The sequence below is a fragment of the Paenibacillus sp. J22FR21 genome (assembly GCF_056269135.1).
Map to the genome: position 1 here is coordinate 551747 of NZ_JBWDNJ010000003.1, position 24304 is coordinate 576050.

A 24304-nucleotide genomic window follows, 5' to 3' on the forward strand; every position below is an offset into this window, starting at 1 on the left:
ATGCAGTAAGAGACTATTCCGCTTACAGAGCAGACTAGTAGGAGAAGTTAGATTTCCGAGCACAATCCCCATAATTATTCAAGAAGAATCCAATATATTTTCTCTATTGGCGCTTCTGGTTGTTGAAGTATAATGGCGTAGTAAGAAAGCGTTTTCATAATGAGAGGGGAATCGTTGATGAATCGCAATACCAGATGGATGTCTATGATGACCGTGATGGCGATGATGATGACACTGTTTGCGTTGTTTGCACCGGTAGAAGTGAATATCGCCCATGCAGCGAATGGCAACTTGGCGTTAACGGGAACGGCAACAGCCTCTTCAGCGCAAAGCTCCACCTATGCCGCAGGCAAAGCGGTGGACGGAAACCTTACTACATATTGGAATGCAAGCAGTACCTCGATGCCTCAGTGGTTACAGATTGATCTTGGAGGATTGTATACCTTAAGCAAGATCGATCAAACCTTCGCGAATGACGATGTGTGGAAGTACAAGATTGAAGGCTCAATAGATAATGCCAATTGGGCAACATTGGTGGACAAGTCTACCAGTGCTTCCGGCCGGACCTTCAGCGACAGCGTGAACGGAACCTTCAGGTACGTGAAGCTTACGGTCCTAAGCTCAATCTCCGGTTACACAGCGTCCAGCCAAGAGCTAACGATTATGGGTTCTGATGAAGGCTACGTCATTTCACAAGGAAAAGCATACACCGCCTCCACGAACTTAGCGAAATACGAGCCAAGCAAAGCGGGCGACGGAAATACGTCAACCTACTGGGCGGCAAACAGCGGAAGTGCGCCGCAGTGGTTAAAGGTAGACTTAGGCAGTCCTAGTATCGTGACGGCTGTCGAGCAGAACTTCAAGGACTACGACACATTCGGATTTAAGATAGAAGGCTCTCTAGATAATACAAGCTGGACGATGCTGCTCGATCGAACGACGCCGGCGGCCGGACAATCCTTCAAGCAGGCAGTAAGCGGCACCTACCGCTATGTTAGATTGACTATCAACTCCTCCGCTTCAGGCTTCTGGGCAGGCAGCACGGAGTTCAATGTATACGGTTTTGCCAACCTCGCCTTGGGGAAATCAACTTCGGCCTCCACAACGGAGCCGGGATGGGATACCTTCAAAGCAGTGGACGGTGATCCTAACACCTACTGGCTCGCGACGGATGCTGCGATGCCTCAGTCGCTGACTGTTGATCTGGGCGGTATCAGCTCACTCAAGCGGGTGGAGCAGAATTTCTTTGATGCGGATATTTGGAAATTCAAGATTGAAGCCTCCACGGATAACGTAAACTGGACGATGCTTGCGGATAAGACGGGAGCGGGGATCAACGGAACGTTCCTGGGACAAGACGTAAGCGGCAACTATCGATACGTCCGGTTGACGGTAACGTTCTCGCAGAACGCCCACTGGGCTTGCAGCGGGGAACTGAAGGTGTTTGGCACGCCGCTTGAACGTAATCTGGCAGTGGGCACATCCGTAACATCTTCCTCCTTGGCGCCGGGCTACGAGCCATGGATTGCTGTCGACGGGAATCCGAATAGCTACTGGATTGCCTCTGACGCAACAATGCCACAATGGATTATTGTGGATTTAGGCGTTAACAGCCTCATCACTAGGCTGGAACAGAATTTCTTCGACGCAGATATTTGGAAGTTTAAGATAGAAGGGTCGACAGACAAGACCAATTGGACGATGCTCGTGGATAAGACGGGGACGGGGATTAACGGAACAAGCTCCGTTACGAATGTAACCGGGACCTACCGCTATATCAGATTGACTGTAAATTACTCGCAGGCTGCGCACTGGGCGTGCAGCGGGGAATTGAAGGTATTCGGCTACGGCTCACCGGTCACGACGAAATGGTGGGAAAGCACCTCCGGCGTCATGCGCTATTATGCCAAGTATTATAACCAGACCTTCAATTACCTGACCAGTCAACTGGATGCGTTGAAGTCGAAGGGATATGGGGCAATCGAGCTTGTTGCTCCCTATCCGGGTGCACCGGATGTATGGGCAGGGCTTGGAGCAACGGATAATTACGGGGTAGACTCGAGTCTGGGCACGATGGCCGAAATGGAAAATCTGATTAGTCAGGCTCACGCCAAAGGGATTCGTATCGTGGTCATGCTGAATCCGGGTTATGCTCGTGACACGGCCGCGATGTTCCTGAAAGCAGCTGACGATTACCGCAATAATGTGTATAGCAAGGAGCGTTATTGGTTCCACTTCAGCCCGACGCCAAGTCCATATGAGCGCTGGACATGGAGCGCAAGAGCGAACGCCTATTACTGGGCTTATTGGGGCGATGACCCGGCAACACCGCAGTGGGATTCCAACATTCCTTCGTATAACTTTGCCAATCAGGAATGGCGGGATGAGGCGAAGAAGTATCTCCGATTCTGGATGGATAAGGGCTTTGACGGCATTGTCTTGGATGCTCCCGTTGTCTATGACGGCAATAATGTCTCGATTAACAATGCGAGCATCACGGATGTTTTGCGAAACTATGATATTTCCAGCAATGCCGAAGGTGCAGGCGGACAAGAAATGATTACCGATTGGCATTATAACCTGCTGCAGGATTATGACATTACGAATTGGGGCGGCTCCGGTTACAGTACGATTATTCCGGCCATCAATAACCAGAATCCGAACGCCATAGACGGGATCTTGAAGAACAACCGAGATGCGATCAATGCGGTGAACGGGATTACGCAGACTCCGCCAAGCTGGGAGATTGCCGGTGTTTCTTCGACCAAAAGGCTGCTCGAGATTGCTACTTTGACGACGATGGGCACGTTCTTCTACCTGCATAATGGGCAGCATACGATAGACCCGACAACGACGATTATTCCGACCTGGCCGGCCGCGGATCAGACCATGTTAAGCAAGCTGATCAAAGCGCAGAACAGCTACAAGGCGTTATCGCCGAATGGCTCCAGAGTTAAACTGAACACGAACGATAATAACAAGTATTACGCATTCAAACGCACGAACAAGACCGGCACCAGCAAAGCGCTTGTCATCTTAAACTATCAGAACTCCTCGCAGACCATTACCGTGAATCTGGCGAACACGGATATCAGCACCTCACAGACTCCGGTTGATCTCTTAAACGGCGGAGCAGCTGCTGCTATTACGTCAACCAGCTATACGGTAACACTGCCCGCTTACGGATTTACCGTTCTTGGTGTAAATTAATTCAGGACTGCCGCTTCATTTCCAAGCCGGAAATGGAGCGGTTTTTTGCGTTCATGTCCAAAACAGATATTTACTTTCTTTAAATTTTAAGCATACTTGAATTAACGCGAATTTTGTCTAATTAAGGAGACGATCATGATTCGGAAACCACTTTCCTTCCAGCATCGGTTAATGCTCGTTATCCTCCTGACCGTGCTGCTGCCTTCGGTCCTCATCAATTTCCTTACCTTCTCTACCATAAAGACACAGATGCAGAAGGATGCCATTACATGGCTCACAGGCATTACGAATAACTCAGGGCGAACGATGGATAGTTATATTCAGCTCGTCACCGGAATCACCAAGAACCCGGAGTATGATAGTACGCTAATGAGCATTTTCGAAAGACATCGGTTTAACAAGCATGGCCTGTACGGTTATCCCTATGATGAGCGCGTACAGATTAATGGCTGGCTGTCGATGCTCCGTGAGATGGATGACAACATCTATGCCGTTAATTTTGTCGACATTAATGGTAACCGCTTTCATCTGGGCAAGGATTATGTGGAAGCGAATAAAGATTGGATCGATCGCACCCGTGAATACAATGGGGGCAGTCTCGTTTGGCCGCCGGTCAAGTCCTTGGATGGGGAAACGGTGTTCTCGGTAACGCGAACAATTATCAACCCGAATACCTTCCACGTTACGGCTACGATTCAGCTCGCCTTTCAATTGAATTTCCTTACGCAGGAGGACAATGAGAATTTCTTGCAGGAGGGCGACTTACTGATTCTGGATCAAACCGATCGCGTTATCTTTGATCTCAATGGGAAAAGGACCGGCGATCGGATGGATTGGCACAACCAAGAGCAGCAATTCCATGTCAGCTACGATTCGGAGTTAACCGGCTGGAAGCTAGTCGGCATGGTTCCGGAGCATCTCTTATTCCAGAAGGTAGATCAGCTCCGCAAATGGATTTTACTCGCTAATATTGTCTTTATCTTATTGACCATGGTCATCGTCTATCTGCTCAGCTATCGCTTAACAAGGCCGCTCTGGAACTTGAGTAAGATTATGCAGCAGGCTTCGAAGACAAACTTCATCATCGACACGATCAGCTTCAAGCGCAAGGATGAAATCGGCATGATATCCAACAGCTTCAACCTTATGGTTCGCAGAATTCATAATCTCATCGAAACCGTCACAGACACGGAACGAAGACGCAAGAAATCGGAAATCGAAGCGCTGCAATCGCAAATTAATCCTCATTTTCTATACAACACCTTAAGCGCGATTACGATGCAGGCGGAGCTGGACGAGAATTATAAAATTTCGGACATGTCCTCCCTGCTCGGCAAACTGCTGCGCTACTCGATCGGCAGCCAGGAGGAATGGGTCGAGGTTAAGCAAGAATGCGACTATATCCGGACCTATATTCGGATTATGCAATTCCGCTTCCCGCTCATTCAGTTCGACTTGCAAATCGACGAAAGCGTTAATAATTGGCTGGTCATTCGTCTATTGATTCAGCCTATCGTGGAGAATGCCATAATTCATGGCATTGTTCCGAAAGGGAAAGAAGGTTTGGTCCACATCCATGTAGGAGAGAAGTGGACAGATACCGGCGACAGCAGGCTGTTTATTTCGGTCAAGGACTCCGGCGTGGGGATGGATCAACAAACGGTCGACGCCACGATGATGAAGCTGAGGGAATACGAGGATCAGTCGGGCGGCATCGGACTGCAAAATGTATATAATCGCATCGCGCTTTCGTACGAAGGGGATTTCGAATTTACGTTGGAAAGCGAAGAAGGCATAGGAACGTCGTTCTATATTGAAATCCCTAGGAGGCTGCGCAATGAGAATCATGATCGTTGAAGATGAAGATCTGCTCCGCGAGGGGCTTGTTAAGATGATCGGGCGAATGGGCTTAAACGGCTCGGTCGTTGCGGTGGCCAGTAATGGAGAGGAAGCATTGGAGCAGCTCTCTCACATTGGCGTGGATCTTATCATTACGGACATCCGCATGCCTAAGAAGGACGGGCTTCAGCTCCTAGAGGAAGTCATGCAAACGAACCCCGCCATACGTTCCATCGTGCTGAGTGGATACGATGATTTTGAATATGCGAAGCGAGCGCTGAAACTGAACTGTAAGGATTATATCTTAAAGCCTATCATGTATCATGATCTCCTTGAGCTGCTCGGGAAGATCGAGGTCGAGTTTACCGCTATGCAGAAGAAAATGCTCGAAGAAGTGAAGCTGAAGGGGATTCTAAATCAGAATCAGTATCTCATCCAGCATGAATTTCTGAGAAATTTCATACAGCACGACAAGGTGCACCAGGTAGAGACCATCCTAACCAAGGCTGAGACTATTGGTATTCATTTGAAGGCATCCAGCTACTCGCTATTTGCCATTCAAATTGAAGAGAAGTCGGAAACGAAGGGTAAGTATGGCAAAAGCGATTGGACGTTAATGAAGTACGCCCTTCACAATATCGTAGAGGAACTAACAGGTTATGCGCCATGCTATTATGACGATCAGGAGGTGCTGGTCGTGCTGTATGAAGGCGTTATGGACGAAGAGCAGATACATGCATTATGCAGCCAGATTGTGATGAAAAGCAGAGAACTGTTGAAAATCTCGGTTTCGATTGGCATATCCGATACGCACGAGCTGCGACAGCTGTCAATCGGTTACCAAGAAGCGACGCGGGTTCTGAAGGTCCGTCTGATCTCCGATAGTCATGTCATTGTTTTCTACTCGCAAGCAAGCCGAATTACAAGCCGTTCCATTAAGCCTTATATGGATCAATTAGCGGAGCTGTTCGATCTGGAACAAGCGGATACGGTCATCGAGCGGCTGAAACAATGGTACGAAGGGTTGAAACAGGCAGAATTGACGCTCGAAGCCATTGCAGCCATGGAGAAAGAAGTCATCATTGTATTCCATTCCTTGCTGCGACATTTCGTGAAGGAGCTGGGGGATCAGGAGTACGATCTGGGTGCGGAATTTGGCATCATGGAGTCGGCAGATTCCTTCTATGCGAGGATGAATCCTCTAATCAAGGTGCTTAAGGAGATCAGCTCGGACAGCAAGAAGGGGAAAATCGAGAATCGAACATCGGAGCAAGTGATGAAGTACATCCGGGAGCATTTCAGCGAGAATATTACCTTAACTTCAATCTCGGAATATATCTACATGAACTCGGCTTATTTAAGTGTGATGTTCAAGAAGAAAACAGGCAAAAGCATTATAGAATACTTAACTGAAGTGCGAATGGGCGAAGCCAAGAAGCAGTTAGTCCACACCGATTTGAAAACCTATCAGATCGCGGAAATGGTAGGCTATAACGACGCGGCTTATTTCTCCACACTATTCAAGAAATACTGCGGTGCATCCCCTCAAGAATATAGAACTATAAATACTCTAAGATAATCTATATTTCCTAGATGGGAACCAAACCGATACCCCTATACAATGAAGCAGTAGACAATTCATATGGTCCAGTCAAAACAAATGGGGGGAACCAAAGAATGAAGAAGAAAAACGTGTTGCTCAGCAGTTTGGTAGCGCTGTCAAGCTTATCCCTTGTCGTAGCGGGTTGCTCAAGCAACAATAATTCCGGGTCGAACAATACGGCAGCGACAGAAACCAATACAGCTGCGACTACTAACAATTCGACGAATACGACGAATAATGCAGCTGCGACTGAAGAAGCAAAGCCAATAAACGCGCAATTCTACTATGACTTTGCGCCACTTACGGATTACCTGAAGGAAATCAACCCTATTGTTCAAGCGTCAGACAACGTAACCTTCGAAGGTGTTCCTTACACGGACACAACAGCTTATCAAACCGCGGTGCGTATTGGATTCACTACACAAGAAGCGCCTGATCTCTTCAAATGGTGGAACGGTTATAAATTAAAGGAGCTTGCGGACAGCGGAAACCTGGCTGATATGACGGAGCAGTGGAAAGAGCTTAGCGCGGACGGCAATGGCATTCTGCCTTCGCTCGCAGGTCCATTGACAGTCGATGGCAAGGTTTACGGAATTCCGGCTTCTGCTCATTATTGGACGATCTTCTATAACAAGAAGGTATTCGCAGATAATGGCTTAACACCACCGAAGACATGGGACGAATTGATGAAAATCAGCGATACGCTGAAAGCGAAGAACATTACGCCATTCGGCACTTCGATCAAAGATACTTGGAACGGCTTTATCTGGTTCGAGGATCTGCTCATTCACTCCTATCCTGATTTCTACAACAAACTCGTTATCGGTCAAGCGAAATATACAGATCCTGAAATGGTAGAAGTGATGGAGCTGTGGAAATCGATGTACGACAAAGGCTACTTCTCGAAACCGATGACGATGGATGCCGAAATTCCACAGGCATTCGTGAAAGGCGAAATCGGCATGTACTTGGTGGGCACTTGGTACGAGAGCTTCCTGAACGGCGTAGGAATGAAGCCTGAAGAAGGATATGGCTCGTTCATCATGCCTGCCATTAAGCCGGAAGCCGGCAATACCGTCATCTCTGAGATCACGCCTTTCCTAGTATCGCAAAATGCTAAAAACCGCGACGACGCCATTAAAGCTGCCATTTCGTTAACGAACAAAGATACAAACGAGAAGCTGCTCAAGGTATTCGGCGGCGTGCCTACTCGTAAGGATGTAGAAGCAAGCAGCCCAACGATTAAGGCGCTGGTAGACAACATTTCTTCAGGCAGCTACACAGCCATTACTCGTTACTGGGAAGCAACGCCTTCCGAGCTTTCCGAGTACGGTTCAAGTGAATTTATTCGCTTCATGCTCAATCCGGACCAATACATGGATGTCCTGAACAACATTGAGAAGAAGGCAGAGAAATACTGGGCAGAACAGAAAAAATAGCTAATAGGGTTAAGGGGAGATAACTGCCTCTTAACCCTGCTTATTATCGGGACACATGGGAGTGTGACAAGATGAACTACTTCAAGAAACACGGAGAAGCATTGCTTTATGTATTACCTGCCGCCTTGATGATCACTGTTTTTTTTGTTTCCTCCGTTATCTACACCTTCTATATCAGCTTCACGGATTGGGATGGTTTAACGAGATCTCACTGGGTCGGCTTGAGTAATTACATTGAAGTATTTAGTGATGTGACGTACATTACATCGCTCAAGAATACATTCATGTGGGTAGCATTGTCCTTGGTGCTTCCGGTTGGACTGGGGCTTCTGCTCAGCATTTTGCTGCAGCAAATGAAGGGACAGCGGTTTTTCAAAAATCTGTTTTATATGCCTTACGCGATGTCGCTTACCGTAGTCGGCGTCATTTGGATCTTTCTGTTCTCCTCAAGCGGAATCAATTATCTTCTCACGCACATCGGGCTTGAATCTTGGGCTAAAGATTGGCTGCGTACGCCTTACTATAATACGTTCGCGATGCTTGTTGCTTCCATATGGCAGGGAGCCGGCACGAATATGCTGTTGTTCCTCGTTGGTTTAGGATCATTGCCGAAGGATCCGTTCGAGGCTGCCGCGATTGACGGTGCGAACCGCTTCCAAATGTTCTGGAAAATAACGCTGCCTCTCTTAAACCCGGTTACGATCGTTGTGATGGGGCTGGCGCTGGTTAATAGCTTTAAGACGTTCGATATTATCTGGGTCATGACGCAAGGCGGACCTTACCGTTCTTCGGAAACGTTGGCCGTTACGATGTATCGCGAATCCTTCATGCTGTTCCACTTCGGACAAGGTGCGGCGATTTCTATTCTCTTAACGGTATTATCCATTGTTGCATCTTGGTTTTATTTGAAGAAAACGATAGTCGAGGAGTGAGGGCATGAAACGTCTTGTAAATGGGATCAAGTATATCATTGTCATCACATTAGCTATTATTTGGATTGCACCGGTCGTATTGGTTCTGATGAATTCGACGAAATCGATAGGCGACTTCATGAATGGAAGCATGTGGGCGTGGCCGAAGGGCTTTCACCTCTTCCAGAACATAGAGGAAGCGATGAATGCAGGGAAGCTCACCAAATATGTGAAAAACAGCTTTACCTATGGTGTAGTGGGGGCAACGGCCAGCATTCTGATCTCTGCCTTTGCGGCTTACGGCCTGGTTGTTCTTCGCTTGAAAGGCTCCTTCTACTGGTTCCTGCTGATCTATAGCGGCACGATCTTTCCTTTCCAAATGTACCTTGTTCCCTTGTTTTCGGGTTTTCAGAAGGTCGGCATCTATGATACGTTCCTCGGCATGTGTTTGTTCTATACCGCCATCTGTATTCCGTTCTGCGTGTTCTTGCTGCGTAACTTTATGACGACCATCTCGCGAGAATATGTGGAAGCCGCGCAATTGGACGGCTATTCGACAATCGCAATTCTGTTTCGGATCATCTTCCCCTTCTTGGTGCCGCCGATCTCCGTCCTGTTCTTATTCCAATTCACGTTTATATGGAATGATCTGATCTTCGGATTGATCCTAACACGAAGCGATGATATTCGTCCGATCATGTCGGGGCTTGCCGCCATGCAAGGTACCTACATCTCAACGGGAATTACAACGCTGATGGCAGGTATCCTAGTGACGTCTATTCCTACCCTGATTCTGTTCTTTGCTCTTCAGAAGAACTTTATTAAAGGGATGCAAATTACGGTAAAATCGTAGGCCGAAAAATCAGGACTTTTTCTAAAAGTGTAGGTCTAGGAGAATTTGATTCCCTAGCCCGTAGATCGTATGATCTGGCGGGTTAGGGATTTTTGTTTGATCGGCGTCAAGCCGCTCATTCTGCCGGTAACGGTATCGGTAGTTATTACGCAAGGTGTATGGATTTGGAACGATTATTTCTTTAATATGGTGTTTATAACGAAAGCGATGGATGCCCCGCTTCCGGTAGCGATGCTCGGGTTCTTGGCGCAGTGGAATGTCCTGTTCGCAGCTTGTATCTATGGCACAGCTACTGTCATGCCTGGAGCTGTACGCCGACATACTTTATTCGCAAGTATTTCGCAGGGAATTAGGATGCCGCTTCGCATTTCTACTGAAACGCATGCTTAAATAGATGCGTTTTTTTGTTGTTGCATAATAGACATCCCTTTATTAAAATGAACATATATATTACCAAATGAACTCATATGAACATAAAAAGGAGATATTCTCACATGGAAATCCGCTATGCCTCGCATCCTAATGAAGTAAAGGCATTTGACACTACTCGTCTTCGCGAAGAGTTTCTGATTGAGCAGTTATTCGCCGCTGACGAACTCAAGCTTAGCTACTCGCATGTGGATCGTTTTATTATCGGTGGTGCAGTTCCGGTCAATGGTTCCGTGAGCCTCGCAGTCGATCCGGCTACCATAGGTGCGGCAACCTTTCTGGAGCGCCGGGAGATTGGGATTATTAATGTCGGCGGCAAGGGTACGGTTACGGTGGACGGAGAAGTCTATGCCATGGATAGCAAGGACTGCCTGTACATTGGCCGCGGCGCGAAAGAAGTCAGCTTCGCAAGTGAAGATGGCTCGCAGCCTGCCAAATATTATTTGAATTCCGCTCCGGCACATCAGACGTATCCGACTGTGAAAGCAGCGATTAGCGAAGCATCCCCCAATCATCTGGGCAGCTTGGAGAATTCCAATGAGCGAACCATTTACCGCTACATTCACACAGGCGGCATTCAGAGCTGTCAGCTCGTGATGGGCATGACATTGCTGAAGCCTGGAAGCATGTGGAATACAATGCCGTGCCATACGCATAACCGCAGGTCGGAAGTATATTTCTACTTCGATATGCCGGATAACGGCGCGGTGTTTCATCTCATGGGCGAAGCGGCTGAAACCCGCCACTTGGTCGTGCGCAATGAGCAAGCGGTCATCTCCCCGAGCTGGTCGATTCACAGCGGAGTGGGGACGAACAGTTATACGTTCGTTTGGGGGATGGCGGGAGAGAACCAGACCTTCGAGGACATGGACGCCGTCGCAATGAAAGACTTACGCTAAACAGACAATTCAGCATGAAAGTGATGGTTTCCGATGAACCCTTTGCGTAGATATGAGAAAATTATGGAAATACTGCTCATCTCCCGAGAAGTGATGGTCACTGAGCTCAGCGAGCAGCTGCAGGTGACGGGCAAGACCATTCGCGAGGACTTAGCGAAGCTGGAACAGAAGGGGCTGCTGCAGCGCATTCACGGTGGAGCGGTCCTGGCGCAGGAGAATCAGCTGGGCATCCTGTCGATGAAGCAAGAAGAAGCGCCATACGCAGCCGAGCATCAAGAGATTGCAGAGCTGGCGGTTTCGCTGATTGCAGCCAACGAGGTTATCGCTCTCGATGGCGGGCGCACAACGCTTGCGATTGCCAAGCTGCTGCCGGATGAGCCGCTCACGGTCGTCACGAATGATCTATCTATTATTGCGGAGCTTGCCAGGCGAACGTCGATTCGTTTGGTCGTACCGGGCGGCTATCAAATTCGCAATATGCTGATCGGCGCTGAGGCGGCGGCCTATATTCGCAGGCTGAACATTGCCAAAGCGTTCCTGTCTGCAACAGCCATCCATCCGCAGTCCGGATTTACGATCTACTCCGGCGAATCGGCAGACATTAAGCAGGCATGGCTGGAGACAGCCAAGACCTCCTACGTCGTGGCGGATCATTACAAATTCGGTCAAGGCGCGCTCTTCACATTCGCGAAGCTAAGCGAGGTTAGCGCGATCATAACGGATTCCGGCATTTCGCCGGAGACAGCAGAGCAGTTTCGGCAAGAAGGAGCGACACTTCTTATAGGAGAGAAGGGAACATAAGGATGAGCTTTAACTTAACTGGCAAAACAGCACTGGTCACCGGCACTTCAGGCGGGATCGGCCAAGCAATCGCGGTCGGACTGGCTGAAGCGGGTGCTTCCATCGTGGCGGTTTCCGCTTCGAACAGCGATGAGACGGTTCACATGATTCGCAGTACCGGCGGACTTGCTTCGCAAATTTCCGCGGATTTGAGTCAGCTCGATCATTTAGAGCCGTTGTTTCATGAAGCGGCAGCCTGTTTCGGCGGCATCGATATACTGGTCAACAATGCGGGAACGATTCGACGTTCTCCGGCAGTGGAGCATTCCCGTTCCGATTGGTTCGATGTCATCGACCTGAACATGAATGCCGTCTTCTTCCTCAGCCAATTGGCAGGCAATCATATGATTGCCAGAGGCAGCGGCAAAATCATCAATATCGCCTCGATGCTCAGCTTCCAAGGCGGCATTAATGTACCGGGTTATACGGCAAGCAAACATGCCGTAACCGGAATCACGAAGGCGCTCGCCAATGAATGGGGCGGCAAAGGCATTCAAGTGAACGCGATCGCGCCCGGATATATCGATACGCGCAATACAGCTCCGCTCATGGCCGATGAGAAGCGGAGACAAGCAATTCTGGAGCGGATTCCGGCAGGCCGGTGGGGATTGCCGAAGGATTTGCAGGGACCTGCTGTGTTCCTTGCTTCGGCAGCATCCGATTATATGAACGGCCATGTCCTCTGCGTGGATGGCGGATGGTTGGCACGCTAGTTTAATTCAGCAGGAGGCGAGCGCGTGGCAGAGGCGATCGGTTGGACGAAGGATAATCTGATGAGCTGGCTCGAGGAAGGACGTTCTGCCGAACTGTGTATGTACGGAGCGGATGCAATAAGCGCTGCCAAGTGGCAGGAGATTGCAGGATCGCCTCATTTTGCCGACATGGTGCGGGAAGTAGAGAAGGAAGAGCAGCTTCTGGTACAAGCGCCAATACCGGAGCTTACGCCTGAGCTATATGCGCTCTATGAGAGAACCGGGAATCGGTTGTTGTACGAAGGCGTCTACTTCCAGCGGAGAAGGCGGCTGGCAACCTTCGCGATGCTTCACTTCTTGTATCCGAACGAGAAACGCTACATCGTCGCGCTGGAGGAAATCATTGCGGCAATCCTAGAGGAGACGACTTGGTGCTTGCCTGCCCATATGAAAGGTCAGGCGATTGATCGCCACATCGATCTGTTCGCTGCTGAGACCGGGTTCGCGCTCTCAGAGATTCTAGCGATATCTTGTGAGGGGCATCTTTCTATTCCGCTTCAGGATGCGATACGTCTTGAAGTGGATCGACGTCTGTTCGTACCTTATTTGAATTATGGGCCGTACCACTGGGAAACGGCGGATCATAACTGGGCTGCGGTTTGTGCTGGGTCCGTCGCGTCCGCTGCACTTCTCATGGAGCCGGATTCCGATCGAGCTGCTGCTATCCTGGAGAGAGCTATTGTCACTATGGGGCATTATCTGTCCGGCTTTGGCGAGGATGGTGCCTGCCTCGAAGGTCCGGGATATTGGAATTACGGATTCGGTTATTTCGTTGCTTTCGCTGATCTGTTGAACCGGGGAACCGGCGGCAAAGCGAACCTGCTCGCGGACAACAAGGTGCGAGCGATTGCGCAGTTTCAGCAGCGCTGCTACTTAGTCGGCAATCGGCCTGCTAATTTCTCGGACGCGGTTCCTGTTGTGAATGTTCATCTCGGACTCTCGGATTATTTGGCCTCTTATTATGATGAAGTAGAATATCCTCCGCTCACCATTCGGGCAAGCTTTAGTGATGATCATTGCTGGCGTTTCGCCCATGCGCTGCGCAATTTCATCTGGCATCAACCGCAAGTTCCAAGAGCGGAGAGCTGGCTGTCCGGAAGCTGGTTTCTGCCGGATGCGAAGTGGCTTGTTTCACGTTGTACGACAGCCGCGGGCAGCTTCGGGTTTGCAGCCAAAGGCGGCACAAACCACGAGCCGCATAACCATATTGATGTTGGCCATTTTATACTGCTCGCGGATGAAGACCCGGCATTCGCGGCCGATCTTGGCAGCGGTGAATATACAGCCGACTACTTCGGCGCAGGGCGTTACGGCTATGATTGCAACGGGGCGCAAGGTCATTCGCTGCCGATCATAGGCGGACATCTTCAAGCAGTTGGCGCACAAAGTGCAGCAGTCGTTCTTAAAGCGCATACCGGTGAAGAAGAAGATCACTTCGAATTGGAGCTGGCCTCGTGTTATCCAAGCAGCGGTTTGATCTCTTATCGGCGGCGATTCAGCTGGCATAAGAGTACCGAACGGCCCATTCTAGAGCTGCGGGATACGTTTTATTTTAGCGGGAATCCCGCACCCATTACGGAGACGTTCATCACCCGCGCCAAGCCGGAAGTGATGGCTGATGGACGAATTAGGCTGCAAGGCGAACGCCATGCCGCTAGGCTTGAATACGAACCTGGCTGTTACGGGGTCCGGATCGAGGAGCGAACTTACTCGAACCACTTTGGTCAGGAAGAGAGCTACTCTCGCATTTACTTGGATCGAAGAGAAGACAGGGTTGAGGGCGATGCTGCAATTCAGCTTGCTTTTCAATTCAAATTTCTAGAATAGGCAGGTGGGTATGGCATGGCGGAAACTGCAAATTCGGAAACAATAGCAACATCATGGGTGAATGAGGCGTGGGAGCAGACGATCCTGAAGGTGAAACGTACCAGTGTCCGAATCGGAGCCAATTTCCCACATGCAAGCCAAGGTGGCCGTTATGTATTAGAGCAGCCTCATTGGTGGACGGCGGGATTCTGGCCGGGGCTGCTGTGGCTGCTGCGTGACGGCAATCCGGAATTTCAAGAGCTTGCCGAGCAATGCGAGCTCAAGCTTGACGCTGTACTTGATGGCTTTGACCATCTTGATCATGATACAGGTTTCATGTGGACGCTAACCAGCATCATCAATTACAAGCTGAGCGGCAGTGAAACTTCGCGCAGGCGAGCCTTCAAAGCGGCGAGCCATTTGGCAGGCCGCTTTAATCTGAAGGGCAATTATATCCGCGCGTGGAATCCTTGGCGGGAAGGAGATAACAATGCTGGTCTCGCCATCATTGATTGCGCGATGAATCTGCCGCTGCTTTACTTCGCTTCGCGGGAAAGCGGTGATCCCCGTTATGCCCATATCGCGGAAGCGCATATGAGCACAGTGCTCGCACATTTCATTCGCCCGGACGGGTCAGTTCGGCATATCGTTCGCTTCGATCCTCAGACCGGTGAGGTAGCCGAATATATCGGCGGCCAAGGTTATGCCCCGGAATCTGCATGGTCACGCGGGACAGCATGGGCGATCTATGGGCTTGCGCTGGCTGCTAAGCATACGGGCCGTCAAGATTACATAGAAGCCGCCAAACGAGTGGCGCATTTCTTCCTCTCACAGCTGCCCGAAGATGCTGTCCCGGCCTGGGATTTCCGCGCGCCGCTTGAGACGCAAGCGCTGCGCGATTCTTCCGCTGGCGCATGTGCAGCATGCGGCTTGCTGTTAATCTCCGAACTTGTACCAGATGCGGAATCGCGCAGCTACAGGCAAGCGGGTGAGCGTATATTGGAGTCGCTCTATCGGAATTACGGAGCCTTTGACGATGATCTGGAAGAAGGACTTATTTTGCACGGTACGAGTCATTATCCGGAGCGTAAGAATGTCGACGTACCGCTGATTTACGGCGACTATTACTTTGTTGAAGGCCTGGCGAGGCTCAAAGGGGACATCACGATTCCTTGGGAGTAATAACAGTCCCGCATCTATAGGAAATGCTGCATATCACGCATCATTTTGTCGCCGCGTTCCGCAGCCCCAGCCGCCCTCACTCCTCTTGCTCTAAATTCCCGAAATTATTGATTACGACTTTAACCTTGTAATTCACTTTCAGCTTCGGATAATAGTCGGTACGCCAACGCTTCAGCTCTTCGAGCTGGAGCTTGTTTCTAAAGTGATTGCCAAGTCCAAGAGGGTCGCTCTTGAATCGCTGCAGCTTGGCAGTTAAACGATTTAGCTGCTCGGTCATATACTTTTCCATTTCTCCTGTCAATTCGTCTTCGGAAGAATCCTTTCGGCTTTCGGAAAGGGCTGCTTTTACCAAGAGAGTGCCGTCTAAGGTCGGCCCCTCTTCTGATAATTCAGCTTTCCATTTCGTTTTGGCGGACAATATCATTAGATTTGCACTTTTTAGAACCTCGATGGCAGCGCCGTGATACCGGTTTGTAACCACGTTAGCGAACATGGTCTCTTCCTTCCCAAGGCGTGTCACCATCTTTCCTTCTCGCATTACAGCAGATCCGGGAAAGTTAAGTACCGTTTCCTTACCTGGACGAATGATGGGGATGATCACGTCTTCGGTATAGGATTTCGTGGATTCATAGGCTTCCCACATTTTGGTTTTGGCGGTTTTAGGTGTCCAACCGGCCGCTTTATTGGAGAATTTCAGAAAAGTCGTCACATCGGATTGAATGGCTTTATTCGTGTTGGTAAACAGCTCCTTCATATTCGCATCCGTAATGGCTACTAATGCTCGTGGCGGAATTCCCCTTGTTCGGATGGCATTATTGAATTCTTCCTCCAGCCCTTCTACTGCAACGGATTCATGAAAAACGACCATCTCGATATCTAACAAGTCAATATAATTCTCAATGTTGATTTTCATATTATCGAAGGCTGAACCAATCGAACTGGATTCTTGGGAGACCGTCTTGATCGAGAATGCTTTCTCTGCAGGAATCGGAATTTGGAGGGTGACTTCATACGCTTGGGTTTGTCCTTTAGCAATGCCAACGATGACGGGCATCGTTCGAAGATTAATGTCATGGCTGTCCCAACATCCGCTCAGGAGCAGAGGAAAAGAAAGACAAACGAGAAAACATGCCGGTCTACAATTCCGGAAGTTCATTAAGTCGGGTCATCTCCTAAGCCGCGCTTGTCGTCGGTAATAAGTCCCTGCCAGCGCAATAGCAAGCACGAGTCCAAATCGAGCAGGGGCTCCCCACTCTGATAATTTCTCCAGATCTCCCATGTTAACAATAAGCAAGGCTATACAGAGGGCAAGCGCCGAAATCGTGATTGGATTCGTCATCCATTTGGTGAAGATCGACGAACGACTGCCAAGTGATCGAGTCAGCCAGAGCAGCCCCGTAACGTTCATCAGTGTGCTCAACAAGACTGCCATCACATAGAACATGGAAAGTCGATCAAAGAAAAACCAATTGACCCGAATGGAATCCAGAACAATAATGAGCGGGTATCGCAGCGGCGCTGCGCCTTCATGTCCAAACATGCCAAGCGGGATATAAACGATAATCAGATAAAAGAACAACGAAATACACCAAGCTCCCCATAGCCAACGTTTGGAGACTTGCGAGAGCGGACCAAAAAATCCGATCAGGCCGATCGTATGCGAGAAGATAAAGAACAGGGGCAATATTTTCGCTTCTCCCACGAACGACAAGGTGGGCTTGAGCGGACTAATCATATCTAAGGATAGATTTCCATACACGCTCGCAAGGCTGATCATGACGAGAGGAAGTCCAAATAACCCGACGAGTATGGAGAGACGCAATAACGAATTTCGTCCGGCATACGAAATACATAACGACGAAATCAGCAGGAGCGCCATTAACACCCAAATCGGCGTATTCGGTAGAAACAACATTTTGAGTAATTGGGAATGGCCTCTAATGATGATGGTGATGACAAAAACGTTGCTGATGGTTATTACCCAGAGCCAGAAGATTCGGGCTGCTGTTCTTGCCTGCAAGAAACAAAGGAGCAGATCCGCTTTCTCCTCCTTCAATCCACCAACCAGCAAGCGAAGCAAGATGCCTTGGAGAAGCCATCCAATTACGACTGTCATCCAATGTCCGGATGGCTGCGACTGGATAACACTTTGGGGAAAAATAAACATGAGCAGACCATATTGAAGCACGATAAATAAAACAGAGATTGAGATGCCATGCTTCATTTATTCGTTTTTCCCCCTCTCGGAGCTGTGGTTGGCACAAACGGTTTACGGAGCACGGTGGTATTGCTTAGCAGCGACAGAAGCAAATATAAGCCGCACACGATGCCTAAAGGACCGAACAATGCCGCAAAAAAAAGCATGATATACCGCCACAGTCGAACCGTTAGCGCGAATTGATAGCCTATGATCGTGAAATTAGCGATCGTAGAAGCGGCAAGTACGATAATCAGTAAATTGCTGACCAGCTGGGCCTCGACAACCGCTTGTCCAAGGATGATCCCCCCAACCATCGTCATGGCCGGACCGATGCTCTTGGGCAATCGGACGATCGCTTCTAGCAGCATTTCAATAATGAAGAGCAGGATTAGCGATTCCGTAAGCGAAGGATACGGCACCCCTACGCGGCTTTGGGCGATGGAATAAATCAATTCCAGCTTCATGACATCCGGATTGATCGAAACTAAAGCTACGTAAGCGGCAGGTGCAATTATGGCGATAAGCGCGCCTAGTACCCGGAAGAAAATGACCATGACAGAAAGAACAGCAGGCAGGTCAAGATCCGTGTCCAGAATGAACAAATCGGCAAGATGGACGGGAATGATGATTGCTTCAGGGTATCCTTCGATCAGCAATGCAATCCGACCTTGTTTCAGATAATGGCAGGCTTCATGAGGTGACTCTGTTCGGTTATAGCAAGGGAGCGGGCTCCATAACGGCTGCTGCCGAAGCCACTTGGCTACTTGCCTTGTAGACGTGAAATCCTCGTTGGCATGGGCACGAATCGCTGCTTCGCATTCCGCGAGCAGCGCCGCATCTACTGAATGATCGAGCGATAATATGATCATGCGCTGCTTATGTGTAGAGCCTACGAGCACAAGTGACTGCTTCAAATGTGCGGAACGAAGCTCATTTCGAATTAAGCCAACATTCGTCATAATATCTTCAATAAAGCCGGTTTGGGAGGAGATGAGGATATTTTGATTGGTAGGCGTATTAATGGAGCGGTTCAAATTCTGAGACAAGGGCTGTATCCAAATAGCTTCCGAACCGTTTGAGCTAAAGAGAAGGGCGCGTCCTTCCAACAGGCCTTGAACATGCTCTTCTGCCTTAGCCGCTTCATCAGCGCCAAGCGTCCACTTCAGCTGTTCCCACGTATAGGACTCTGCAGAAGCGATTTCTTTAAGTCGCCACACGGTTGCCGCGACATCGACGAGGCTCGATAGGGCGAATAGCTCAGCATGTTTGCCGCCGAGCAGAATATGCTGATGTTGAAAATCGGGACTCTTCCCTAGTGTTTCGATGACATGTTTCACCATTACTCACCACCTGTGGGTAGTATTGGTAAAAGACGTCGAAATTATGAATCTGGCAGGCTTGTTTATGCTACTGACTGTCACACTTTTCCTTTATGATAAAGAGAGAGTTGAGCATACCGCCAAAAGGGGCTGAGTCCTATTGAGTCAAGCGTCTGAAATGAGTACGGCTTCGATTCGTTTAACGATGGAGAAGCAATTTCCGCAGCCCAAATCTAGAGTGTGGCAAATTTTATCCGATACGAATCGGCTTAATCGAGCGATCGGACTAGACCCGGTGAACAAGCAGAAGCATAAGCCGAAGTCTGTCAGCCGCACGTTGAAATCGAAGGCGCTTCAGCTCATCCCGATGGAGTGGGAGGAGTATCCTTTTGAATGGGCACATGAGCAGTGGTACGAGGTGTTTCGTCACTATGCCAAAGGACCAATGAGCAAATTCCGTTCGGGAATACAGCTGAAAGCTGTTGAAGTAGCTGGGGAAGAGCACACGATTGTTACGCTTTATTCGAATATCATTCCTGCGTCGGTTGCGATGCATCTTCCCGTTAAACTTATTGCTCAGCAATCTATGCACAAAACATTTCGTTACATAGAATCATCTATTGCTGCAGCTGTGGCTGCAGGGAACAAAGCCGTCTTCGTTGGAGCAAACGCGGACGCTCAAGTGAACGCTAGTCGCGTTCACAAAGTTAATGACAGCAAGCTTAATCAAGTGCTGGAGCAGCTTAATGGGCTTGGCTTTAGCGGCGCTCCGGTTGAACGCCTGGCTGAGCTTATCAGGCACAGTGATGATCAAGACGTGGCGGATATTCGCCCATACGTCATTGCGAAGAAATGGCAATTGCCGCGAAGCGAAGTGCTGAAGCTGATGCTGCATGGGACTAGACTAGGTTTATTTAATTTGGAATGGCGATTGATCTGCCCGAATTGCCGAGTGTAAGAATCATCTTCGGACAAGCTGGCTGCCATTACGGAACGTTATCATTGCGATTACTGCGGTATTCAGTATGAGGTGATGTTTGATCGCTACGTGGAAATGTGCTTCTCGGTTCATCCTGAGGTCAGGCGTGCGGTACGGTCCGTTTATTGCGTAGGAGCGCCTGCGATGCGAGCGCCTACGGCTATGTCAGGCATATGTTCGAATTTCTATCGGAGCAGGTACAGCAGCATGGAGGCGTAGTTGTCAAAACGATCGGCGATGCGGTAATGGCCGTGTTCGATAGTCCGGAAGCAGGCTTTAGAGCGGCGCTGAACATTCAGCAGGGCTGGCATTCGTTGAAAGGGCTCGACCTTCGAATCGGACTTCATCATGGACCGGCAGTGACGGTTGGAATGAACGGTCGAAATGATTATTTTGGACGGACAGTCAATATGGCGGCGCGGATTCAAGCCATCGGCGGTCCTCGAGAAATCGTGCTTGAGGCGGGACTGCTTGCACAGCTCGGTGAACAAGAAAGGAACGCAACGTTTACGGTGACGGATCCGTTTATTGTGGACCTTAAAGGGATGCTTGAACCGGTTCATCTGGTGCGCGTTCTGTTCGCACAGCATGAAGCTGCAGAACCGGAAACGGAAGCGGAAGCGGAGAAGGTGCCCACCTAAAAACTTGCCAGCATAGCTCATCCCCGTTCGGCTAACCCTATAAACGGGCCGCACTAATTCGGTTCATACGAAACAAAACGGAGGATGAGATGGAATGCAGCGAAAATGGGCAGTGCTCGCAGCCGGCGCGATGTTGACGACGATACTGACAGGCTGTATGGATAACCAAGGGGACCTTGGCAACCGCAACATCCGAAATAACAGTATCGCTTATGACATGAATGGCAACCGAATCATCAATTCCAGATTTGCGAACGATCAAATGAACGAAATGAATCGTGTGGACGGACACCGATTAAACAGCAATAATATCATCGGTCTTCACAAAAACTACAGGCTGGAAATGAGCCAGGAGATCTCGGATCGGCTCGAACGCTTGCCTGAAGTGAATAAAGCTCATGTGATGCTGACAGACGATAACGCCTATGTCGGCGTTTCGCTGAAAGATACGTCGGAGATGAAAGGCATGGGCACGCGTGCAATGAATGTTCCTTCTGCACCGACTCCGCTCAGCCGTACACAGCGAGCCTATCAGCGTCCAAATTTGAATACAGGAACGATGGATACGAAAATCAGTGCAATTGCTACCGGTCCGAACATGCTGCGGGTGTATAATACAAATCCGGCACCTACGGTTCCTAGTGCACCGAGTCGGATGACGCGGGATGCAGACGTGACCGGCGGCTTGAAAGACCGAATTGCCAATGAAGTCAAACAGATGGCGCCTACAGTGAAGAATGTATACGTCTCAGCGAATCCCGATTTCTTCGACCGCATGGACGCTTACATGAGTGATGTGAAGCTTGGCCATCCGATTCAGGGCTTCATTGCTGAATTTAATGCAATGGTGGACCGTGTTTTCCCGCATAGATCCGGATCTTAATTCAAGGAGTCATTACTTACTATGAGCATTTAAGCGGCAGCCAATTCACGTGCTCTGACGTGAATTGGCTGCTGTTCTCTTCTTAGCATTAAGTCACCATGGAGGAACAGAACTGACTGAAGCTTGTGCCCATCTTGTTCTTGAACATTCGGCCGAACGTGTGCACATCCGCATAACCCACGGCATTGGCAATTTCCCCGATCGACATATTCGTTTGAATGGCTAGCTCCTTGGCTCGTTCGATCCGTACTCGCGTTAAATACTCGAATGGTGTCATGCCGAAAGCATGGCGGAATTTGATAATAATATAATTGCGGCTGAGCCCTGACATGGCTTCCAGCTCACTATGCTGAATGTTTTCGCTGAACCGATTGGCGATGTAATTTCGGATGAGCACCATTTTCGTCTTTATCTTCTGCTGCCCCTCCGTCTTCGTTTCTTGTTCCTGCTTGATGCCCGACAGATCGGCCAAAATTTGCATCAGAAGTCCCTGACACTGTGTATGGTGGGTAAGTCCAGGCTGATGATAATGAGTGATCAGCTGCGTAAGCTTCTTCTCGATGTCATGCCCTGCGAAATTGCCCAAGAAACGTTCCTCGCCAAGCATCCGCTCAACCGGATAGTTCGTCTCTCCGAAGTCGAACAGGATGGAGATACAAATATATTTTTCCCCTGGAATCGTGTGAACTTCGTGAGCCTGTGATGGGGAGTGATAGATCAGATCGCCTCGGCGTGTCATGTAGGTTTGATCCTCAATCCGATATTCGGCGGCACCTTCAACGACGTATTGAAATTGATAATTGTTTAACATGCGTCTTGCGATATCCCAGTGCTGCGGCGCGTGAAACAAATGGGCGAGTGTGATGTATGGGGGATGAAAATACAAACCTGCAACATGCTCGGGCAACGCGTGATGGTAGTATGGGATTTTGGGCGGCGTATTCATTGGTCGTGTCACCTCGGCGGTATTAGGGTAGATGCAGATTGTTCAAGTTTACTATCGCAATTTCGTGTGATTTCTGCAACCTCTTTGTTACTTTCAACTACATACACCTTCCGTCCATATCCCTTATACTTAGCTGAGAAGCACTCATTACCTATGAGGGAGTGGAACATAAATGGGCACGAACAATGTGGAAATTCCTTTCGTCGATGCAAGGGCGCAGGAGAGTATTACGGAAGAACAGGCGCAGTTTTTCTTGGATAATGGTTTTCTTGTCATTCGGAATGTGATCGTGGGCGAAGAATTGAAATTGGTGCAGAACGAAATGCAAGCGCTTTACGAGAAAGGTGCTGCAGGTGCAGATGACGACCCTGATTATATGTATGGGGTTGGTGTGAAATCAGGCCAATCGATCTTAAAACGCGTCGAATATGTCATTGATAAAAGCGATCCGATGAAGGTGCTGCTCGGTCATCCGTGTATATTGCGCTCCGTGGAGAAGCTGCAGGGCCGGAACTTCATCGCCACCTGGGATTCCATGGTGCTGAAGGCGCCGAATGAAGGCATTATCGTGCCGTGGCATCGCGACGCGGCTGTACCGGACGGCTGTGAGGATACGCGCCCGATATTCAATGTGGATTTCTATTTGGATGAAGCGGATCTGCAAACCTGTTTATGGGTTATTCCGGGGAGTAATAAGTGGAGTAAAGAAGAAGCCGATCAGCGCTGCAAGCAGCCCGGCTTCACGACGGAGGATGCGATTCCGGTTCCGATGCAGCCGGGAGATGTAATCTTCCACAATATCGAGGTGCTGCACGGCTCGCCTGCAGGTGACGGCAACCCGCTGCGCCGCACGGTTTACTACGAATTCCGCCCCGGCGAAATCGAATCCGAATTCGGCCCTCACACGCTGGAGTACCTGTCGCTCAAGCAGCATGTGCTGCTGGACTGCATCGAGCGCCGCAAAGTCGCGTCGTACGCGCAAAGCGAAGCGCCATTCGCGTATCAGCCGGGCGGCGCATTCGCGATTCGCGCGCCGAAGCAGCCGGCGCAGTTTCGTTACGCGCACGAAGTGTACTGGCGCCGATAGGCGCTTATGTGGGCCTGCGGCCCGGTCGCGTTGTTGCGGCCGGGCCTTTTGTTATGGTTGGTAAATATCCACCCCAACCTCGCCGCCGGCGGTAACTGAGATTGCCTCCATCGCGGAAGTATCTGAGAGTCGGAAAACCCGTCTCTCACCGCCAAAACCGCTAATAAAAGAAGCTGAGAGTCGGAAAACCCGACTCTCAGCCCTCGAACTAACCCAGTTATCCCCTACGCGGTAACTGAGAGTAGGGAAATCCAACTCTCACCGCCAAAACTGCTAATAAAAGAAGCTGAGAGTCGGAAAACTCTCAGCGTCCCAACTAACCCCAGATCTCCAATTATAACATCGGTAATTCACGATAATCCAATACAGAAAGCAATACAAATTGGTCGGGAAACAATTCTCTGACTTGCTGCCATTTCATTGAAAATCCTTCCTGTAAATTCCGGTTCTTACTATGATTTTATCAAAACGGGTTTAATTCGAGTA

The 24304-nt window shown here is 49.5% G+C and carries 19 protein-coding genes and 1 pseudogene; 16 read left to right on the forward strand and 4 right to left on the reverse strand.

Annotated features, from left to right (window positions below):
• The first annotated feature begins 177 nt into the window (after nt 1-177).
• From AC0YNS_RS13120 to AC0YNS_RS13175, 12 genes are all read left to right on the forward strand, one after another.
• Nucleotides 178-3210: a discoidin domain-containing protein gene (locus AC0YNS_RS13120; protein ID WP_475781435.1), complete on the forward strand. Its 3033-nt coding sequence runs from the start codon at nt 178-180 to the stop codon at nt 3208-3210.
• A gap of 135 nt (nt 3211-3345) precedes the next feature.
• A complete protein-coding gene (locus AC0YNS_RS13125) occupies nt 3346-5067 on the forward strand; it encodes a sensor histidine kinase (protein WP_475781436.1) in 1722 nt (573 codons plus the stop codon).
• A complete protein-coding gene (locus AC0YNS_RS13130) occupies nt 5048-6628 on the forward strand; it encodes a response regulator transcription factor (RefSeq protein WP_475781437.1) in 1581 nt (526 codons plus the stop codon). Before AC0YNS_RS13125 ends, AC0YNS_RS13130 begins: the two co-directional genes overlap by 20 nt.
• A gap of 98 nt (nt 6629-6726) precedes the next feature.
• The gene (locus AC0YNS_RS13135; RefSeq protein ID WP_475781438.1) at nt 6727-8091 is read left to right on the forward strand and encodes an ABC transporter substrate-binding protein; all 1365 of its coding nucleotides are present in this window, start codon (nt 6727-6729) and stop codon (nt 8089-8091) included.
• Between the two features lie 71 nt (nt 8092-8162).
• A complete protein-coding gene (locus AC0YNS_RS13140; RefSeq protein ID WP_475781439.1) occupies nt 8163-9023 on the forward strand; it encodes a carbohydrate ABC transporter permease in 861 nt (286 codons plus the stop codon).
• A gap of 4 nt (nt 9024-9027) precedes the next feature.
• A complete protein-coding gene (locus AC0YNS_RS13145; RefSeq protein ID WP_475781440.1) occupies nt 9028-9855 on the forward strand; it encodes a carbohydrate ABC transporter permease in 828 nt (275 codons plus the stop codon).
• 96 nt (nt 9856-9951) lie between these two features.
• Entirely contained in the window at nt 9952-10245 is a 294-nt protein-coding gene (locus AC0YNS_RS13150; protein ID WP_475781441.1) for a hypothetical protein, read from the forward strand.
• A 104-nt stretch (nt 10246-10349) separates the two neighbouring features.
• A complete protein-coding gene (gene kduI, locus AC0YNS_RS13155; RefSeq protein WP_475781442.1) occupies nt 10350-11183 on the forward strand; it encodes a 5-dehydro-4-deoxy-D-glucuronate isomerase in 834 nt (277 codons plus the stop codon).
• A 33-nt stretch (nt 11184-11216) separates the two neighbouring features.
• Nucleotides 11217-11984, forward strand: coding sequence for a DeoR/GlpR family DNA-binding transcription regulator (locus AC0YNS_RS13160; protein WP_475781443.1), 768 nt, complete (start codon nt 11217-11219; stop codon nt 11982-11984).
• 2 nt (nt 11985-11986) lie between these two features.
• Nucleotides 11987-12736, forward strand: coding sequence for a 2-dehydro-3-deoxy-D-gluconate 5-dehydrogenase KduD (gene kduD / locus AC0YNS_RS13165; RefSeq protein ID WP_475781444.1), 750 nt, complete (start codon nt 11987-11989; stop codon nt 12734-12736).
• A gap of 24 nt (nt 12737-12760) precedes the next feature.
• Nucleotides 12761-14602 (forward strand): hypothetical protein, encoded by a 1842-nt coding sequence (locus AC0YNS_RS13170; RefSeq protein ID WP_475781445.1) that lies wholly within the window; start codon nt 12761-12763, stop codon nt 14600-14602.
• 15 nt (nt 14603-14617) lie between these two features.
• Nucleotides 14618-15763: a glycoside hydrolase family 88 protein gene (locus tag AC0YNS_RS13175; RefSeq protein ID WP_475781446.1), complete on the forward strand. Its 1146-nt coding sequence runs from the start codon at nt 14618-14620 to the stop codon at nt 15761-15763.
• Between the two features lie 76 nt (nt 15764-15839).
• On the opposite strand, the gene AC0YNS_RS13180 is transcribed toward AC0YNS_RS13175, so the two are convergent.
• From AC0YNS_RS13180 to AC0YNS_RS13190, 3 genes are read right to left on the reverse strand one after another with little or no spacing between them, the layout of a single operon-like run.
• Nucleotides 15840-16919 carry a Ger(x)C family spore germination protein gene (locus AC0YNS_RS13180; RefSeq protein WP_475781447.1) on the reverse strand — a complete coding sequence of 360 codons (1080 nt, stop codon included), beginning with the start codon at nt 16917-16919 and terminating at the stop codon, nt 15840-15842.
• Between the two features lie 9 nt (nt 16920-16928).
• A complete protein-coding gene (locus AC0YNS_RS13185) occupies nt 16929-17987 on the reverse strand; it encodes a GerAB/ArcD/ProY family transporter (RefSeq protein ID WP_475781448.1) in 1059 nt (352 codons plus the stop codon).
• Nucleotides 17984-19303 carry a spore germination protein gene (locus tag AC0YNS_RS13190; RefSeq protein WP_475781449.1) on the reverse strand — a complete coding sequence of 440 codons (1320 nt, stop codon included), beginning with the start codon at nt 19301-19303 and terminating at the stop codon, nt 17984-17986. Before AC0YNS_RS13190 ends, AC0YNS_RS13185 begins: the two co-directional genes overlap by 4 nt.
• A 424-nt stretch (nt 19304-19727) precedes the next feature.
• On the opposite strand from AC0YNS_RS13190, the pseudogene AC0YNS_RS13195 reads away from it, so the two are divergent.
• From AC0YNS_RS13195 to AC0YNS_RS13205, 3 genes and pseudogenes are all read left to right on the forward strand, one after another.
• Nucleotides 19728-20480, forward strand: a pseudogene (locus AC0YNS_RS13195) (DUF5939 domain-containing protein).
• The gene (locus AC0YNS_RS13200) at nt 20435-20902 is read left to right on the forward strand and encodes an adenylate/guanylate cyclase domain-containing protein (RefSeq protein ID WP_475781450.1); all 468 of its coding nucleotides are present in this window, start codon (nt 20435-20437) and stop codon (nt 20900-20902) included. The pseudogene AC0YNS_RS13195 and the gene AC0YNS_RS13200 overlap by 46 nt, the downstream one beginning before the upstream one ends.
• A gap of 94 nt (nt 20903-20996) precedes the next feature.
• Nucleotides 20997-21785 carry a YhcN/YlaJ family sporulation lipoprotein gene (locus AC0YNS_RS13205; protein ID WP_475781451.1) on the forward strand — a complete coding sequence of 263 codons (789 nt, stop codon included), beginning with the start codon at nt 20997-20999 and terminating at the stop codon, nt 21783-21785.
• An 88-nt stretch (nt 21786-21873) separates the two neighbouring features.
• On the opposite strand, the gene AC0YNS_RS13210 is transcribed toward AC0YNS_RS13205, so the two are convergent.
• Nucleotides 21874-22731: a helix-turn-helix transcriptional regulator gene (locus AC0YNS_RS13210; protein ID WP_475781452.1), complete on the reverse strand. Its 858-nt coding sequence runs from the start codon at nt 22729-22731 to the stop codon at nt 21874-21876.
• Between the two features lie 172 nt (nt 22732-22903).
• Here AC0YNS_RS13210 and AC0YNS_RS13215 point away from each other — a divergent pair, with 172 nt between their 5' ends.
• Nucleotides 22904-23818: a phytanoyl-CoA dioxygenase family protein gene (locus AC0YNS_RS13215; RefSeq protein WP_475781453.1), complete on the forward strand. Its 915-nt coding sequence runs from the start codon at nt 22904-22906 to the stop codon at nt 23816-23818.
• The last annotated feature ends 486 nt before the right edge of the window (nt 23819-24304 follow it).

Excerpts from the sequence above, each read along its gene's own strand:
- AC0YNS_RS13135 (WP_475781438.1), top strand. The coding sequence starts at position 6,727 with ATGAAGAAGAAAAACGTGTTGCTCAGCAGTTTGGTAGCGCTGTCAAGC.
- AC0YNS_RS13120 (WP_475781435.1), top strand. The coding sequence starts at position 178 with ATGAATCGCAATACCAGATGGATGTCTATGATGACCGTGATGGCGATG.
- kduI (WP_475781442.1), top strand. The coding sequence starts at position 10,350 with ATGGAAATCCGCTATGCCTCGCATCCTAATGAAGTAAAGGCATTTGAC.
- kduD (WP_475781444.1), top strand. The coding sequence starts at position 11,987 with ATGAGCTTTAACTTAACTGGCAAAACAGCACTGGTCACCGGCACTTCA.
- AC0YNS_RS13185 (WP_475781448.1), bottom strand. The coding sequence starts at position 17,987 with ATGAAGCATGGCATCTCAATCTCTGTTTTATTTATCGTGCTTCAATAT.
- AC0YNS_RS13210 (WP_475781452.1), bottom strand. The coding sequence starts at position 22,731 with ATGAATACGCCGCCCAAAATCCCATACTACCATCACGCGTTGCCCGAG.
- AC0YNS_RS13215 (WP_475781453.1), top strand. The coding sequence starts at position 22,904 with ATGGGCACGAACAATGTGGAAATTCCTTTCGTCGATGCAAGGGCGCAG.
- AC0YNS_RS13200 (WP_475781450.1), top strand. The coding sequence starts at position 20,435 with ATGTTCGAATTTCTATCGGAGCAGGTACAGCAGCATGGAGGCGTAGTT.
- AC0YNS_RS13145 (WP_475781440.1), top strand. The coding sequence starts at position 9,028 with ATGAAACGTCTTGTAAATGGGATCAAGTATATCATTGTCATCACATTA.
- AC0YNS_RS13140 (WP_475781439.1), top strand. The coding sequence starts at position 8,163 with ATGAACTACTTCAAGAAACACGGAGAAGCATTGCTTTATGTATTACCT.
- AC0YNS_RS13205 (WP_475781451.1), top strand. The coding sequence starts at position 20,997 with ATGCAGCGAAAATGGGCAGTGCTCGCAGCCGGCGCGATGTTGACGACG.
- AC0YNS_RS13130 (WP_475781437.1), top strand. The coding sequence starts at position 5,048 with ATGAGAATCATGATCGTTGAAGATGAAGATCTGCTCCGCGAGGGGCTT.
- AC0YNS_RS13175 (WP_475781446.1), top strand. The coding sequence starts at position 14,618 with ATGGCGGAAACTGCAAATTCGGAAACAATAGCAACATCATGGGTGAAT.
- AC0YNS_RS13160 (WP_475781443.1), top strand. The coding sequence starts at position 11,217 with ATGAACCCTTTGCGTAGATATGAGAAAATTATGGAAATACTGCTCATC.
- AC0YNS_RS13190 (WP_475781449.1), bottom strand. The coding sequence starts at position 19,303 with ATGGTGAAACATGTCATCGAAACACTAGGGAAGAGTCCCGATTTTCAA.
- AC0YNS_RS13125 (WP_475781436.1), top strand. The coding sequence starts at position 3,346 with ATGATTCGGAAACCACTTTCCTTCCAGCATCGGTTAATGCTCGTTATC.
- AC0YNS_RS13180 (WP_475781447.1), bottom strand. The coding sequence starts at position 16,919 with ATGAACTTCCGGAATTGTAGACCGGCATGTTTTCTCGTTTGTCTTTCT.